The sequence below is a fragment of the Salmonirosea aquatica genome, assembly GCF_009296315.1.
GTDB classification, from domain to species: Bacteria; Bacteroidota; Bacteroidia; order Cytophagales; family Spirosomataceae; genus Salmonirosea; species Salmonirosea aquatica.
On record NZ_WHLY01000002.1, the window covers coordinates 4,001,323 to 4,017,693 of the forward strand.

At 46.8% G+C, this 16,371-nt stretch carries 15 protein-coding genes and 1 pseudogene; 3 read left to right on the forward strand and 13 right to left on the reverse strand.

Going from position 1 to position 16,371, the window contains the following annotated elements; translation table 11 throughout:
• Nucleotides 1–33: 33 nt before the first annotated feature.
• Nucleotides 34–837, reverse strand: coding sequence for a 2Fe-2S iron-sulfur cluster-binding protein (locus tag GBK04_RS17685; protein ID WP_152761912.1), 804 nt, complete (start codon nt 835–837; stop codon nt 34–36).
• Between the two features lie 312 nt (nt 838–1,149).
• On the opposite strand from GBK04_RS17685, the gene GBK04_RS17690 reads away from it, so the two are divergent.
• Entirely contained in the window at nt 1,150–1,899 is a 750-nt protein-coding gene (locus GBK04_RS17690) for a hypothetical protein (protein WP_152761914.1), read from the forward strand.
• Nucleotides 1,900–2,087: 188 nt separating this feature from the next.
• Here the strand turns inward: GBK04_RS17690 and GBK04_RS17695 are convergent, their stop codons facing one another.
• Nucleotides 2,088–3,809 carry a serine hydrolase domain-containing protein gene (locus GBK04_RS17695; RefSeq protein WP_152761916.1) on the reverse strand — a complete coding sequence of 574 codons (1,722 nt, stop codon included), beginning with the start codon at nt 3,807–3,809 and terminating at the stop codon, nt 2,088–2,090.
• A 253-nt stretch (nt 3,810–4,062) separates the two neighbouring features.
• The gene (locus GBK04_RS17700) at nt 4,063–6,447 is read right to left on the reverse strand and encodes a TonB-dependent receptor (RefSeq protein WP_373331076.1); all 2,385 of its coding nucleotides are present in this window, start codon (nt 6,445–6,447) and stop codon (nt 4,063–4,065) included.
• A gap of 236 nt (nt 6,448–6,683) precedes the next feature.
• Here GBK04_RS17700 and GBK04_RS17705 point away from each other — a divergent pair, with 236 nt between their 5' ends.
• Together GBK04_RS17705 and GBK04_RS17710 are read left to right on the forward strand one after the other, a co-directional pair.
• Nucleotides 6,684–7,745: a sensor histidine kinase gene (locus GBK04_RS17705; RefSeq protein ID WP_373331077.1), complete on the forward strand. Its 1,062-nt coding sequence runs from the start codon at nt 6,684–6,686 to the stop codon at nt 7,743–7,745.
• The gene (locus GBK04_RS17710) at nt 7,742–8,470 is read left to right on the forward strand and encodes a LytR/AlgR family response regulator transcription factor (RefSeq protein ID WP_373331078.1); all 729 of its coding nucleotides are present in this window, start codon (nt 7,742–7,744) and stop codon (nt 8,468–8,470) included. The genes GBK04_RS17705 and GBK04_RS17710 overlap by 4 nt, the downstream gene beginning before the upstream one ends.
• 20 nt (nt 8,471–8,490) lie before the next feature.
• On the opposite strand, the pseudogene GBK04_RS17715 reads toward GBK04_RS17710, so the two are convergent.
• The 10 genes and pseudogenes from GBK04_RS17715 to GBK04_RS17760 form a co-directional block, all read right to left on the reverse strand.
• Nucleotides 8,491–8,586 (reverse strand): annotated as a pseudogene (locus GBK04_RS17715) (DUF2200 family protein); the annotation flags it as partial.
• An 81-nt stretch (nt 8,587–8,667) separates the two neighbouring features.
• Nucleotides 8,668–9,063 carry a type II toxin-antitoxin system VapC family toxin gene (locus GBK04_RS17720; protein WP_152761922.1) on the reverse strand — a complete coding sequence of 132 codons (396 nt, stop codon included), beginning with the start codon at nt 9,061–9,063 and terminating at the stop codon, nt 8,668–8,670.
• A 3-nt stretch (nt 9,064–9,066) separates the two neighbouring features.
• A complete protein-coding gene (locus GBK04_RS17725; RefSeq protein ID WP_152761924.1) occupies nt 9,067–9,285 on the reverse strand; it encodes a DUF2281 domain-containing protein in 219 nt (72 codons plus the stop codon).
• 84 nt (nt 9,286–9,369) lie between these two features.
• Complete coding sequence (locus GBK04_RS17730) at nt 9,370–9,735, reverse strand: DUF2200 domain-containing protein (RefSeq protein WP_152761926.1); 366 nt, start codon at nt 9,733–9,735, stop codon at nt 9,370–9,372.
• Between the two features lie 80 nt (nt 9,736–9,815).
• Nucleotides 9,816–10,757 carry a toll/interleukin-1 receptor domain-containing protein gene (locus tag GBK04_RS17735; RefSeq protein ID WP_152761928.1) on the reverse strand — a complete coding sequence of 314 codons (942 nt, stop codon included), beginning with the start codon at nt 10,755–10,757 and terminating at the stop codon, nt 9,816–9,818.
• Nucleotides 10,758–10,858: 101 nt separating this feature from the next.
• A complete protein-coding gene (locus GBK04_RS17740; RefSeq protein WP_152761930.1) occupies nt 10,859–11,608 on the reverse strand; it encodes a hypothetical protein in 750 nt (249 codons plus the stop codon).
• Nucleotides 11,609–11,746: 138 nt separating this feature from the next.
• Nucleotides 11,747–13,306, reverse strand: coding sequence for a S10 family peptidase (locus tag GBK04_RS17745; protein ID WP_152761932.1), 1,560 nt, complete (start codon nt 13,304–13,306; stop codon nt 11,747–11,749).
• A gap of 38 nt (nt 13,307–13,344) precedes the next feature.
• The gene (locus GBK04_RS17750; protein WP_152761934.1) at nt 13,345–13,740 is read right to left on the reverse strand and encodes a HEPN domain-containing protein; all 396 of its coding nucleotides are present in this window, start codon (nt 13,738–13,740) and stop codon (nt 13,345–13,347) included.
• Nucleotides 13,737–14,054 carry a nucleotidyltransferase domain-containing protein gene (locus GBK04_RS17755; RefSeq protein WP_152761936.1) on the reverse strand — a complete coding sequence of 106 codons (318 nt, stop codon included), beginning with the start codon at nt 14,052–14,054 and terminating at the stop codon, nt 13,737–13,739. Before GBK04_RS17755 ends, GBK04_RS17750 begins: the two co-directional genes overlap by 4 nt.
• Nucleotides 14,055–14,133: 79 nt before the next feature.
• Nucleotides 14,134–16,353, reverse strand: a complete 2,220-nt coding sequence (locus GBK04_RS17760; protein ID WP_373331079.1) for a S41 family peptidase — start codon at nt 16,351–16,353, stop codon at nt 14,134–14,136.
• Nucleotides 16,354–16,371 lie beyond the last annotated feature (18 nt).

Sequence of the window (16,371 nt, forward strand, 5' to 3'; positions counted from 1 at the left end):
TTCTTTTCCAGGTACTTGACTAGTGAAATAAGGTCAGCTTTTAGCTTTGGCTTTTTGCATTTGTTCCGCCGTGGCAAATTCCCATTTGGGTTTTGTTTCTGTTCCAGATTGTACTTCCTGAATGGCCTGCACAATATTGTTGTAGGCTCCGCACCGGCAGATGTTGCCCGACATCCGTTCCCGGATTTCTTCTTCGGACAGTTCTATATTTTGCCGGATGTTTTTAAAATCCTCCGTCACATAGCTGGCTTCCCCGTTTTTAGCTTCCTGTAGCAAGGCGACGGAAGAGCAGATTTGTCCGGGCGTGCAGTAGCCGCATTGGAAACCATCATGTTTCAGAAAGGCCGCCTGCATGGCGTGCAGCTCATCGTCATTGGCCAAACCTTCTATGGTCGTAATTTCCTTGTCTTTACAACTAGCCGCCAGCGTAAGGCACGAAAGCTTGCGTTTCCCGTCGATAATCACGGTACATGCCCCACATTGCCCATGATCGCAGCCCTTTTTGGTGCCGGTCAACTGAAGGCGTTGCCGAAGCGCATCCAACAGAGTAGTTCGGGAATCGATGCTTAGGGGTTTTGTTGAATTATTTACCCGTAATCGCACCTGAATTTCGTTCAACATGGCTTCATTATTAGTCGGAAGTTCTTGTTTTGGTGCTTTGCCAAACACTTCCGAAGTGAAGAAAGGCGTGGCAAACAGGCTAAGCCCGGCAGCAGAGATTTTAGTCATAAACCGGCGACGAGATTCCCCGAAAAGCCCCAGCTGATCAAGAATTCTACTTTCATCTTCTGTCAACTGCCTCTCTTCCAAATGATCATCCTGGTTAAATTTCTTCATGACATAGGTAGGTTAATAAGTACTAGTAGCATGTGCCTGATGGGAAATAGGCCTTTAAAAAAAGAGTATCTATACTACTGTGTATGGGTAGGAAAGAAAAAAATCATACCGTCACAAAAGCCGAACCTACCTATGGTAGTTCATGGGAAGTCACGCAGTAAACAGTACCGCTTTCAAATTGAAAGTGGCCCGGCCTAAAGTGGCGGGGTTGCTTGGGAGCTGGAATCTAGTCATTTACAAGGTACCCTATACTAGTAGTTCAGCCACAAGGTCACCTTTTCGTGGTAAACTCAGCTTACCCCAGGACTACCCATGAAACAGTTCGATTCACCGGCAGATGTACTGCCTTATTTTTCGGCTTTGCCTTACGAGGCTTTGATGGAAGCCCGGCACGAGAGCCACCTTCACATCCCGACCCAGCAGGAAATTTATTTCTGGTTTGTACGGGAAGCAGGCTTTGAAAAGTTGAGCCAGAAGCTGCAGGTGGTGCTGCGCCCGCCCCAACATACCTTAAAAGTAGGGGATGCTTCTATGGTGTACTATGGACCCCTTGGAGCCTACAGTAACATGAAATCTGTGCTAGGTGCGGGCAATCTGAAATACTACTTCCAGTCGGAGATTCCGCATAAGCCCCTCGATTATACACTGGAAGGGTATTCCCTTCTTTCCTGCTTCCGAAAAACCATCGGCGGCCTACTCACGGACGATCTGCTGGCCGGGCAGGAAACCGTAAAATCGTTCTTCCACGATTATCTGCGGATCTATTTTCTGGCCCATGACGCCACCACCGAGGAAGAGGGCATGGTGGCCCGTAACGCTGTAAGATCAGATCTTCTCCACGTAAGTCAGGCGATTGCTACGCTCGGTCGTCCCGGCATAGCCAGCGGTGCCTATGCCAACAAAGGTGCATTGGTCTATGACCATTATGGTCCTGAGGTAAGGTTCATCCTGGAAAGCCGGCGTTACTTCGCGGAATTAATGACATTAGCTAACATCCGACAAAAATATCAATTGGACGAGGAGGCCGGGAATGAACTGATGGAGCCCAGAGTCTTTTTTTGATGAAGGGAAAAGTTATGGCTGGCTTTTTGAAGTACTGCGCTAGTTGATTTTTGCTTTGCTTTTTGTGGACATTTGCCAAACGGTTGAGTAAATAGACTGGTACTTTCCAGTACCGGTTTTCAACCGTCGTTGCTTATTGGGGGTAGCGCGTAGTCTGGCAGCTGGTGTAAGCACCGGCAGATCGCTACCTACTTACCCTTTCCGGGTGGCATTTCTGCCGCGAAGTCGTCGCTCAGGCGTTGAAACCAAAGGTTCTGCACACGCCCGTTCGACATGCGCAAGCCTACTACTTTGTCGGCGCTGTCACGCACCAGTTCAATATTCTGCACAAACCACCACGGAGCTTGCAGCTTGTCTTTACTTACTATTTTTAGAGGTACTTCGCCGTGCTGCACATGGATCAGTCTGAGCGTAGCGCCCTCCTGGACAATGGTATAGATAGTTTCTAATTCGGGGCTATAGTACTTGCCTACGATTTGCTCCCGCTTCACTTCGGGCGCTTCGGTAGGTTGTACACGGGTACCTGGATGATTTCCATTCTGCTGTAGGGTTATGCGGCTCACCGGTCCTGCCTTGGTACGATGGAAGATTACCGACGCTTCTACCACTTTCAGGAAAAAAGTCGAATCGGACGAGGGGAACATCTCCACTTCCGACTGGCCGGTGGCCTGGGTGAAGTAGCGGTCGCCTTCGCGCCGGAATTTGAGGATAAAACCGGAGGCTTCGGCCAGTTCGTACGAGCCGGTGTAGTTTCTGAACAGCGTGGAGTCAAACTTGTAATCCCCATTAGCAACGGGCGGGGCAGCTTTTTTCTCCTCTCTGAGGTACGGGGCCAGGTACAGGCTGGCTAATTCCATGGCTTTTCGATCGGAATTGAACTCGGCCTGATTACTAAGGACAATAAAGCCGTAGTCTTCTTTCGGAAAATACGCCAGGGCCGACCGGAATCCCGCATCAGCCCCGTTGTGTCCATAGTAGGAAATTCCCTGGTACTGGCCGTGGGTTAGGCCCAGGGCGTAGGCCAGGGTGTCGCCATTGGTAAGGCGTCCCCGTTCCAGCATCTGGACCATGGTACCCGGCGCGCCCACCTTTGGCGTACGGAAGTTGTCAACCCAGCGGGCAAGGTCCTGAACTGTCGTGAACAGACTGGTAGCGCCCACGTTGGCGTAATTTAGCGGACTCTTGCTGAAAGTACCCAGGCCCGGCGTCCGGTGGAACGAGTAGGCCCGTCCTTTGACCAGGCGCTCGTTATTATCATAAAACAGGGTACTCTTCATGCCCAGCGGCTGGAACACGTTCTGCTGCATCCAGTCCGGGAATGTTTGTTTACTAACACGGCTGACGATTTCAGCCAGCAGGGTATAGCCCGTATTGCAGTAGGCATAGGCTGAGCCAGGTTCAAAGTTCAGCTCCCGCTGCCGCTTGATGAGGTTAAAAATATGGTCTTTGGTAATGACATCATCCAGCCCCCGGCCCGACATGGCCAGCAGGTTCCACTGGTCGCGCAGGCCGCTGGTGTGGTTGAGCAGGTGCCGGAGGGTAATGGTTTTGCCAAAGTCAGGTACCTCCGGCACATACTTCCGGATGTCGTCGTCCAGCGCTAGTTTACCCTGCTGCGCCAGCAGCACAATGGCGTACGCCGTGAACTGCTTTGATACTGATGCCACGTGGAAGATCGTTTCGGGGGTAATGGGCGCACCCGTTTCCAGGTCGGCTTCGCCGAATCCTTTGGCATATATGAGCTTCCCTTGGTGTACCACGCCCACGGATGCTCCCGGCATACCAGGCTTGTTCCATTCCGTAAAGAGAGAGTCTGCTTTGGCAGACAGTGGTGGCGTTTGGGCTTGGACCGAGCAAGGGCCGGCCAGCAGGTAGGCGACCAGGAACAGGGTGTAAACGAATGGCTTCATACAGACAGGCCGTTTGGATAGCTAAAAATGAGGGTTTGGTAGTCAGGCGATTAGACCACAAGGTACCTGTCTGGACCGGGAAGAACTACCCAAAAAGGGCAGACGGCCGCACAAATGGGTGAGTGGCACTCCTTGTCCCGATTTCCATCTTGCCAGAACCTATATTCCTTCACGTTCGCCTCAAGCTTACCTGGGTAAGCAAAGTGTTGCAGCATCTGCCGCTGCAATGAGATGGAAGTGATTTGATAATCCATCACCTCCCTACACGCTTCATCTCCTCGATCTCACCACGTTTATTACTGTCAATTTTGCCACCCAGGGTTCTGGAATAGGAGATTTTGATGATGCGGTAGAGGGCGGATTCATCCCGCCAGTCGGAGACCGTGTTGATGTGAAACACAATGGGCGTCATGCCGCTAATGTGGGTGTGTACTTTCATACTTTGAAACAAATCGGGTAGGGTAAGCTGAAAACTACCTCTGTTATATTTCAGTTTTTTGGCGAGGCCCAGGTTTACTATTCCGAAGCCATTGGCGCGGTTATGCCCGTCATACACCGGCAGGTTTCGCCAGCCGCTCAGCTCCAGCTCCATAGCAAACGGTAGCTTGAAATTAGAACTGAAACTAATGCCCTGAAAAACATAGGCCTTCGCCGCCACCGAAGGTGTATACGAGATCTGATATTTCCTCAAAGAAGTGGTGCTGCTCACCGAGAGATTCCACCAGTTGACCAGCCGCAGCGGGACAGTGAGAAACAGTGTGAGGCTCTTTATATAATCCAGGTTTTGAGGCGAAGAAATACCTATATTCTGCTCGGAATTGGTAGTAATCTGATGCCGCAAAATAGGGTGCAATTCATGCTGGAAAGCAAGGCTGGTGCTCAGAACCGGGACGTTCAATTCTACTTTGATCTGATTATTGATGGCCGGTTTCAGCTTCGGGTTTCCGGAGAAAACAAAGGTGGGGTCATTATAGAACAGGTTGGAAACCAAATCGGTGTAGAGCGGTCGAGTAATGCGTCGGGTATAGCCCAGTTGCCAGCGGTAGCTTTCTTTCCACTCTTTGTTTACTAAAAAGGAAGGAAAAAAGCCGGTAATGCGGAAGGGTTGCTCTTCGGCGTTCAGGTCTCTTCGCCAGTATTCGTACCGCAAACCGCCGTGCAACTGGATGTTGGGTCCCAACTGAAACTGAAACTGCGAATACGCCGCCAGCACTTTCTCCTTCCCAAAAATCAGACTTTGGGAACGGGTATCGGGTTGCCATACACCATCGATCAGGCTTTTGATGCTGCTGTCGTTTTCGTTGTTAGACCAACTGGCTTTGACTCCGAAGGTTCCCCGCAACTTTTTGCTAAAGGTTTTCTCATAATCCATTTTGGCCACTCCCACGCGGATGTTCGAGAGGCTCTGCCCGCGGTTTCCGCTGGTATAAATGGCGGAGGGAGAAACGGCAGGCTCGCCGTTGCGGTCGTAATATTTCGAATCGATCGTAGTCGGACTGTCGTTCAGATAGGTGAGCACACTGAGGTCGAGGCCCAGCGTATTTCCTTCTCCCCAGTTTTTGTTCATATACAACGAACCGATGAGGTTGGACCGCCTACTGTGGCCATCAGAAAGTCCTTTCAGGGATAAATAACCAAAGGCCTCTGTATCCCAGGCGACGTTGTTATTGGATAAGTTATGGTTTTGGGCGAGGGACAAAATCCAGTCGGTACCTAGACTGAAGCCATTTTTGGGACGATACTCAGCGGCCAGATTTAGGGTATGGCCGTTCTGTGTTTCCTTACCAAAGGTAGAGAACTCCGCACTTCCACGGCCACCCAGTATCCAGGGTTTCTGGCTCGTTCCAAATCCCTCAAAACCCGAGCGACGCACATCCCGTGCATAGCCGTAGCTGCCGGTCAAACTCACTTTTTGCCAGTTTTTCTGATAGTTCATGGCCAGTGAGGCTTTTTCTCCAAAGCCGTACCCGCCCATAATCGTAAAACCAAAACGGCTTTTTTTACTGTCAGCTTCGTTCATGATGATGTTGATGATCCCTGCACCTCCATCGGCATCGTAACAGGCAGAGGGAGAGGTGATGAGCTCCACTTTTTCGATGTTATCGGCCAGGGTGTTTTCCAGCAGGCCCATCGCCTCCTGCTGACTCATCATTACCTTGCGGCCGTTTATCATGACCGTCACACCCGATAGCCCGTTCAGGTTGAACTGACCGTTTTGTCGGTCAGTCATTACACCGGGCAGGCGTTCCAGCAGTTGCAGGGCATTGCTGCCTTTGGTAAGCAGGCTGTTTTGCACATTCACCACCTTGCCAAAGGGCGTTTGCTGCACCAGATCACGGCGGGCCGAGACTACCACCTCTTCCAGCTGGCTGCTCTCATTTTCCAGCACAATCGCTCCCAGATTCAGGGAATCCGACAGTTCCAAAGCAAGTACATAGTCGGTATAACCAATGCTGCTGCATTTCAGAAAGTATCGGCCGGGAGAAACGGCCGGGATACGAAAGCGACCTTCCTCATCGGTCCCCTGCCCGGACACATAGCTGCTATCGGGCAGGCGGTGCAAAATAACGTTGCCAAAAGGGACAGGCTTATTTTGGGTATCGGTCAGTAGTCCGCTCAATTGTGCCCAAGTTGGCAAACAGGCTGTTGAAGTGAGAAAAAGGAAGAAGAATCTGCGCATGTCTTTTTTGGCTTCAAAGAAAGGAAGCCGAAAAGAGTCTTGCAGAAATTCTTGATTTTCAGTAGTATTAATTTGATAATCGGCAGTTTTGGTGGTCCTTCCCCATTGGTCAATTTATTCCTGCCATTGGTCAATATAGTTGATCCGATGAACCGTTCAGGCCCTACTTTCGCGACGATTTTTCTTTTTGAATGATGCAGTGGATTTTAAAATACAAGCTATACCACATTCCGTTTTGGGTGGCTTACCACCTGATGTGGCTGCTGATCAATACCGATGGACTGCATAATTCCTGGCATTACCTTTTTGGCGGAGAGGTGCCGGTGAAGTTTTTGGGATACATCATTTTTCAGGCTGCCGGGGCCTATTTCAACCTCTATTTTCTGATTCCCCGCTTTCTTTCCGAGGGGCGTTACGGCCTTTATTTTATTGGCGTGGTACTTACCATCCTGATCTGTACAGCTCTGATTACCAGCGGATATTACCTGAACGCTTATCTTTCAGATCTCACTTTTCAGGAGCTTTTTGGCAGGCCTCCTTCTGATTTCCTGTACATTTTCTCCCGCATGTGTCTGCCTTCCACCGCCGCCAGCATGACCCTGGCCATGAGTGTGAAACTGGCCAAAAACTGGCTGCAAACCGAGCGGGAAAAACTGACGCTGCAAAAGGAGAATCTGGAGACTGAACTGAAGTACCTGAAATCACAGATTAACCCGCATTTTCTGTTCAATACCATTAATTCCATTTATGTGCTGATTCACAAAGATGCTGATCTGGCTTCCGAGTCGCTGGCTTCTTTCTCAGACATGCTGCGGTATCAGCTATACGAATGCAATGATTCGTATATTCTCCTGCGCAAGGAGCTGAATTTTCTGGAAGATTTCATCAAGCTGGAAAGTCTGCGGCTGTACGATGATCAGACGGAACTGGCTTTTGACCTGAGTCAGCAGGTGAGTGAGCATCTAAGGGTTGCTCCGTTTATCCTGCTGCCTTTTGTGGAAAATGCCTTCAAACACGTTTCCAGGGATAAAATCCGGGCCAATTTCATCCACATGCAGCTGTCGGTCTGCGATAAAAATCAACTGCACTTGAGACTGGAAAACAGCAAAGAAAAAGGCAGTGGAAATGAATCATCGGGCATTGGACTGGCCAATGTGAAACGCCGGCTAGAGTTGATTTATCCGGGAAAGCATGACCTGGAAATCAGGGACAAAAATGATATCTTTAAGATAGAACTAAAACTGGATTTGGGGTGAAACTAAAATGCATCATCACCGACGATGAACCATTGGCCGGCGAAGGACTCGCCCGGCACATAAAGGTGGTGGATTATCTGGAGCTAATCGGGGTGGTGCAAAACCCTGTGGAATTGGATCAGCTCATGGAAACCGAAAAGCCTGATCTGATTTTCCTGGATATAGAAATGCCGTTAATGAGCGGTATGGAATTACTGCATCTGAAAAACGCACTGCCCATGGTGATTTTAACCACGGCCTATCCCAATTATGCTCTGGAAGCCTTTCAGTTTGACGTGATAGACTACCTTCTGAAACCCATAACCTTTAACCGGTTCTTTAAAGCCGTCAAAAAAGCCAGAGAATTGTACCTCCTGAAAAATCAGAAATTGCCCCACACGCCGATAACTCCCCCCGAACCCGATTATTTCTTCATTAAAAGCGAGGGTAAATATGAAAAAATCCGTACCGATGCGATCAACTATATACAGTCGCTGCAAAACTACGTGATTATCCATACGGATAGAGGCAAATTCATGACGCTGATGTCTCTCAAATCGCTGGAAGAAAACCTCGATGCCGAACAGTTTTTGCGGGTGCATAAGTCATATTTGGTAGCTATTGCCAAAGTCACCCGCTTTGAAAATTCCGAACTAAAAATCGGAGAAGACCTAATCCCCATCAGCCGGATGAATAAGGATTTTGTGATGGAGAAGCTGCTGGGCGAGCGTTATTTAGGGAGGTAAAGAAGTTTTGGACGTTCATGCCTGCCTTTGCGCTCGACTTTGGTGAGGTAGTGCGGGTACACCGACGCAAAAGTCATTTTGGCCATTCGCTCGTTGTGCTCGGGCGCAATATTCATTTTCCAAAAATGTCTTTTTGTTAGAATTGCGTAAACTCGCTAACACTGATTGCAAATTAAGGTTAGCGGGAGATGATACGCTCACCATTCAACCTTGATCAAATCAGGGTACCAGCTAAACTTTTCATCGAAAGTTATTATTGGCAAGCCTTCGACTAAGGCCGTCGCCAGAATCATGCGGTCGAATGGATCTTTGTGATCTTCAAGTAAAGGAATTTCACTGTACGCCAAAATGTGAGAGTGTTCAATAGCCAGCGTCATTATCCTTTGGATTTGGCTGTTTTCAATCAGAGATATCAATCCTTTTTCAAGGCTGATTTTCCGAACCGCTATTTTGATGGCAATTTCAACGTAGCTGAACTGGCTGACGAAAATTTCGTTATCAGGATTTTTAATCAAGTCTTTGGCACGACTGGAAAGCCTTGAATTATCATCAGCAAACCAGATCAGTGCCTGCGTATCAACCAAATATCTCATGAATCACATGTAGTCATTCAAATCATCCAATGGCTCGTTGAAGTCGTCGGCCATCCAGATTTGCCCCGCTAGCCCGCCGGCCACGCGTTCCTTTGCAGGCAGAATAGCCGGAGATTCCTCTTCAAAAAAGGTAACGAGTACTTTCACCCTTTTGTGGGCAGGTGGGTTTTCGGTAAACTTCACCACGCCGTTGTCATAAATTCCTTCGATCGTTGTGAGCATAATGGTTTTTTTGTAGAAAGACTTTCCAAATATAAGGAAAATGACGGTAGGAAGGCCGGAGAGTACGAACTGCTTTTCGTTCTTCTACGCGGTTCTTAAAATCTTTTCCATCTTTTTGCCTTTCGCCAGTTCGTCCACCAGCTTATCAAGGTACCTTACTTTCCGGGTGAGTGGATTTTCAATTTCTTCGATCCGGTAGCCACAGATGACGCCCGTAATCAACTCCGCCCCCGGATTCAATTCTGCTTCGTTGAAGAATGTTTCAAAAGTCGCTTTCTCATCCATCAACGCTTGCCGTTTTTTATCGTCAAAACCAGTCAACCACGTGATAACCTGATGTAGTTCTTCTTTGGTCCTGCCTTTGCGCTCGACTTTGATAAGGTAGTGCGGGTACACCGAGGCAAAAGTCATTTTTGCCATTCGCTCCTTGTGCTCGGGCGTGATCTTCATGTTTCAGAAGGGTGTTTTTGTTTGAGTTATGTAAATTAATTTTGCTAACACCGATTTGAAATCGGTGTTAGCGGGCTTTGTTAAAACTTCAAATCTTTGATTACACGATTTGCTGCTTTCGTAAAGTGATCATTGCTATGCCAATTCGAAAAAAAAGCAATATTTCGATTATTACGAAGGTATGATGCCCATCCAACGTCTATCGAGAATACCTTTTCATCGATAGCTAAGGGAAACAATACAATTCTATTTTCCCTGCGCTCTCTTTCAAGGGCCTTTTCAACTTCCTGCTCAACCCACTGACTATTGATAGAATTTTCTGATATTATTAGTATTACTTTATCATGTATATTTATAGCTGAATCTATTGAAGAACGAATTTTATCTCCAATTTTCATGTCCTCTGGTGCAAACCAGCAATCAATCTTATTATGATCTAGATAAGTGTGTAATTTTCTAACGAATTGCTCATCCAAGCTTGAATAACTAATAAAGCAAGAATAATAATTGATACTTTTTTGCTGAAATATACTTAGATAATCCTGCATTTCAGCAGAAATGCCACAATTCACTAAAAGACTGCTAGGAATTTTTCCATTTGATTTTTGTAAAGTATCTGTACCCATATGAGATCGATCAAGGTGCTGTACATCATTTAGCCCAATTACTTCGGATAAATCATTGTCTACAAGGATGGTCACGCCCATAATTGAATAACTCATATTTGCTCCTCTAAGCTGTGTTCCGTTCAGATTCGCTATGTAAAAATTAGCATTTTGTAAGTTAGAATTTCTTAAATCTGTTCTTATTAATATAGATCCAGCAAAATCTGCATACGACAACTCACAACCAGACAGATCAGCCTCACGCAAATCTGCCGTATAAAAATTTATACCTCTTAGATTTAGATCCCTTAGATCAGCATCAACCAAATCTGGCCATATATGCATATTATTTTTTCTCCAATTATTCCAATATGATACACCTTTTTTAATCAAATCAACTTGTTCTTTATTTGCCATGACATATTTTTTATTTTATAATGAAACTTATGGATATTATTCGCTAATACCGACTTAAAATCGATGTTAGTCTTGTTCGAAAATCTTGTTTAGCAGGTTATTTATTGAGGGGATGATTTGAAAAGAATTACAATCCATTCAAGTAATTCTTGAAATAACTTTGTTCCTGAAATAATAGAGATAGACAATACTAAAATCAATTTAATGCTGGCCTGGGTCACTTCTCGTAAAATTTTATCCATTAGACTTTTATCATTTCCAATAGTTTGATTAATTTGATTAATTTGATTAATTCCAGAAATTCTGGAATTAATTTTAATAGATATAGACGCTATCTCTTCAAAATCTGTTAATAATTGAATTTTAAAATTATCTTTTGGATTCAGAAGCGCAGCAGAAATGTATAGTTTTTCATGTTTTTTTATTAAAGAGTTAGATATATTTATAGGTGATCTATCTATAATTTCATATGAAAGTATATCTATTTTTTTATTTAAAGGTTGAGTTAAATCTAACTCAATATCATTCTCGAAATCACTTTTGAGAATTGGCTGATTCCCTGTATTTATAATTTCAATTGTTATGAGAGATAAATCATTAATGATTTTGCTATCAAATTGAATTTTAAATCTATTTCTATATTCTGAATTTATATTTATTAGGCTTATTTTGTCCTTTACAAAATAACTTAGCTCCTTTTTGAAAGATTGTTTTTTATAAATCCAAAATGCAAGTAATGTAGAAATAATAAATGTAGGAATTCCAATTATATAATCGGCCCACTCTTTAAAAAAGACAAAATCTGCATTTGTATGAGTTGAGTCTAGCTGTAGAAATATTGTTTCTATCATATATTTGGAAAGTATGCTGCGATTTTGTGATTATGTAGAATACCCCATTGATTTCAATTTGCAATGAGAGTTGCATCATCTCGCATTTATTTTACCAATATATGCAAAGAGATTTGTCAACGAAAAACTACCTACCCCTCAATACTTCGCCGCCATCCCCTTGCCCGGCGTGGCCTTCAAAATAAACGTCCGTAAATCGTCATTGGCTTGCACGAGGTCTTCCTGCCGGAGGTACATCATGTGGCCGCTGCGGTAGCCCTTCCAGTCCATGCGGTCTTTGAGGCGGCCGCTGGGGTCCATCTGCCATAGATTGGCCTGCGCGTTGAAGTAGTCGCAGGCCCCGTCGTAGTAGCCCGATTGTACCAGCAGGTACAGGTAGGGGTTTTGGGCCATCGCCTGCCGGAGGGTTTCGCCGGTGTTGTCGGCGTTCTCGCCCGAGCGGGACCAGGGGTACACCGGGCCAAACATGTAGTACTTCAAGTCCGTCTTGTATCCCAGCTCCTCGCGGAAGTACTTGTTGATCGGCGGCGTGAAGGAATGCAGCCAGGACGTCAGCTCGGGCGCGTAGTCGGGGCGCTCGCCCGCGTCCTGCGCGTCGATGCCGAGGTACCTCGAGTCGAGCCGCCCGATGGTACGGCCCTGCTCGCGCAGCAGTTCTTTCCAGAAGAAGTTCGTCGGGATTTGCAGGTTGTGTTCCAGCACTACCTTTTCAGACAGCCCCGAGTAGCGGGCCACGCGGGTGGCCAGCGCTTTCCGTTTGGCGGGGTCGAGGTACCCGCCCATCACCAGCGCGGGCAGCAGTTCGTTGGTGGTGAAGTTCTCCACTTCGGGCAGCATTTGGGTGAGGTCTTTCTGCTGTAGGTCGGCGGGTAGTTTCTTATGGTACCAGGCCGTGGCGGCGTAGTAGGGCAGCATATTGGCCGCGCCCAGCGGCCCTTCGCGATCCAGTCCGAGGTTGGTCGGCGACACCAGAATGACGCCGTTGAGGTACATCCAGTTGGCATTCTGCAGTTCCAGCGCCAGGCCCGACACGCGGTTGGTCCCGTAGCTTTCGCCGATCAGGTACTTGGGCGAGCGCCAGCGGTCGTGGCGGCTCACGAAGGTATTGAGCCAGTCGGCTAGGTACTTGATGTCCACGTTCACCCCGAAAAATTTGGCTTTTTCCTTCGCCGTTTCCTTACCCGCCATGCGCGAGTAGCCCGTGTTGACGGGGTCGATGAACACAATGTCGGCCACATCCAGAATCGAGTTCGGGTTGTCCTTGATGGTGTAGGGTTGCAGCGGGTACCCTTCGGCGTCCACGTTGAGCAGCTTGGGACCCGTGTAGGCCAGGTGCATCCACACCGAAGCGGTACCCGGCCCACCGTTAAACGAAATCACCAGCGGACGGTTCACCCGGTCTTTCACATCGGTGCGCTCGTAGTAGGTGTAGAACACGCCCGCGATGACCTTGCCTGCCTCGTCCCACACGGGCTGCGTCCCGACCTGCGCCGTGTAGGGTACCTTCTGGCCCTTGATCGTAACGGTATGCGACGACGTAATCGTCGAGTCCATGTCCAGTTTCAGGACATTGGGCGCGGCAGTGGCGGTGAGGTTGGACTTAATGGTCGCCGTGGGTTTCTGGGCGAAGAGCCCTTCGGCTAGGCTCAGGATGACAAGGAGCGGTACGAGGGATCGGAGGAGGGTATATTTCTGCATAGTATTTTTGGCGTTGAAGTTTTTGTAACAGAGAAATTTTATTCGGACTTTATTTTACTTTCGATAGCTTCGATCATTTCTTTGGCAGACACCGAATATATTTGAATTGTTTCTTTGTCTGCCTCAAAGAAATCTTCATAGTCTCCCTTTTGTCTACCATCATAAAGTATAGCCAATAGCCTACTATATTTTTGATCAAAAATTCCCGTTTTTACGAAATATTGGGCAAACTGACTTTTTGTAGCTGAGTGCGTTTTTGCTTGGATGTCATTGATGAATAATAATGCGCTGACAGCATAATACACTGCGTAATACAGCCTGTTCATAGCTGAATTCCATAAGCCAATGTCTGCACAGGCTTTGGCGGCGGCCAAAGCTTTGTGTGCTGATTCCAATCGGTAAAGCACATACGCTTGCTTTTCGTCTTCCTTCATAAGCGTACCCCTTCCTGACTAATGCTGTTATAAAATGGCGTAACCCGGTGCTTGGTTTTCCATTCACTTTTTGAAAATACAAATAAGGAAAAGGACTCAGCGGTTTCTAACTCTAAATCACATAAAACATAGCGAAACTCGTGCTCTCGGTTGAGATCGACTGGATAATCAGTGAGTACCAGAATGTCCCAATCGGAATCCTTCCGCTCGTCTCCGCGAGCGCGCGAGCCGAAGAGGATTACTTCCGCCTTATCGTCCACCTGATTGATTGCCTGACGGATAAGATTGGTGATTTTTTTTGTAGTTGGTTTCATGAGATTAAGATTTTGGTCAAGCTTGCTGGTGAGCTACTTTGTGTCCAGGTCTGAATCTCCTCAGACCATGGGATAGGATTTATTTCAAAATAAATTCAATGGCGCGTTCGAGCAATTCATCCTTGCCGCTCTTAATGCCTTCGATCGTCGGTTTTACTTCAATATCCGGGATGATACCAACGCGTTGGGTTTCGGTACCGTCGGGATAGTACACGCCCAGACCTGAAATCATAGTTCCCAATCCACCTGGCAAAACCAGGTTGGAAACATTTCCATCGGCACCCGCCGTGGTGCTGCCCATGATCGTGGTGTTGTCTCCCGCCCGAAACGCCATGGCCGTGTATTCTGCCTGACTTTGCGTTTGCTCGTTGACAAGTACTACCAATTTCCCCTTATAGGTTTCGGCGGGATTCTCTTTTGGAATAACAACGGGTGGTGAGAAACTAAATTCGCCGGGATTATTGACATTTCCGCCCGTGAATTTTACAAAAGGAGTGGCTTTGGAAATAAAGTAAGTACCCAGAGAAAAGGGGACAAAAGTGGAGGGGTAGTTGCGAATATCCATAATAATCCCCTTCGTGTTATTCAAAGAATCTTTGATAACGGGAATGTCCTGCTCCTTGATGGTTTTCAGCGTAACGTAGCCAATATTATTTTCCAGGAGCTTGTAGCTTTTTGGAGGAATAGATTTTTCATACCATTTCTTCATTTCCAATTGATCAACGGGATATAAAGTCAATTCTTTTTCTCCACTTCCACTAGCTGAAAAGTACTTGATGGGCACCACGTTTTGCTTTGAACGCAGTATCTGCATACTGATATTCCGCAATCTTGTAGGTTGGTTGGAGGCAGGGTAGTACGCATTGAGACTATCTACCAAATGCTCGACTGATGCGCCGTTGATATGCGTTATTACATCGCCGACCGATAGCCCCGCTGCGCTTTTCAAACCATCTTTATAATAATCGGCCACGACCAGTTTGTCTTCAACAAATTGCAGGGAGAATGGCGGATAAAATTTTCCTCTCGAAGCATTGATAGCATTACCACCGTCCCACAAGTTGGCGTGGGTATCCTTCACTTCGCCAATAATCTGGAGCGCTGCCAATTCGTATTCCAACTCGGTTTTGGCGTCGATAAACGTAGGGATATACTCTTTCAAGACATTTTTCCAATCCTTGTCTGTCAGAGGTTTGTAGGGAAAGAAGTACTGGATTGCATTCCAGTATCGATAAAGCGCCAACAACCGAAAACCAGCATCGGGATAAGGTTGATTAGCGTACGAATTTTCATTCATGAATTGCGGATTGCCCACACCAGCTGTCTTTATGTAATAATGCTCGCCCTGGTTTCTGTTCTTATAAATATACCGTAAAGCTTCTTCTAATTTTGGGTCAAGTTGGCTATCGCTAATCCACGAGAAATCGGGTTTTAACGGCGCATCTTCCGGGGTTTCCTCGCACTTCTCACACAGCGGTACTTTACCAAAACCATTCACCCAGCTCAGTAGTACTTGATCTCTTTTTTGATCATTCTTGACTTGCAGGTAGTCAGGCAGAACACGAAATAGTTCGTAGTCCATGTTGTAATTTCCTTTCCCTACTTCGGGATGGTAGTATTTCAGGAAGCCCCAAACTTTACCCAGCAAAGCCAGATTTCCTACCTTTTTTTCGTCAAGATTAGCAATGGATACTTTTGAACCCGCATCGAATTCATGATCGGAATTAGCTTTGAAAACCGGGCCTTCTTTTTCCTTTAAAGTCTGAATGTTCTGCCCATCGATGGTTAAGACGAAATCATCGAACCAGGCTTTGCCTTTGCCCACCAGAATCCCAGCCACGTAAATGTGTTCGGCGTTTGCGGGATAGGCCAAGGTAATGCTGTACTTTTTCCAATCATTCGTGCCCGTTATTTTTTGATTTTGCATATTGTCAAAAGCCAGCACCTTAGCATTGCTGTCGACGCGCATCAACAATCCGGCGTGGCCGTTCTCCACGCCCTGTGTCTTCATGTATCCTTCCAGGGTGATGCTTTTCCCTTCATAATTGGCTGGAATTCTGTAAGCAACACTACCGAACGCCGCTCCCTTCGGGTCGGACGTAATACTCGCCGCGTGTTTCCCCGAATGGACCGTGGTGGAGTCAAGACCGAGTTCATATCCCCCCCACTGGAACCAGCCGCCCTGGTTCAAGTTTTGACCCGGGGCGTATTTCTCAAAATTCAAATTGAATTTGTCGGTACTTTGAGAGAAACATTTGACACTCAAAGAAATAAGAATTACGAAAGCTAGATTTTTCATTGTGGACATGTTATTTAA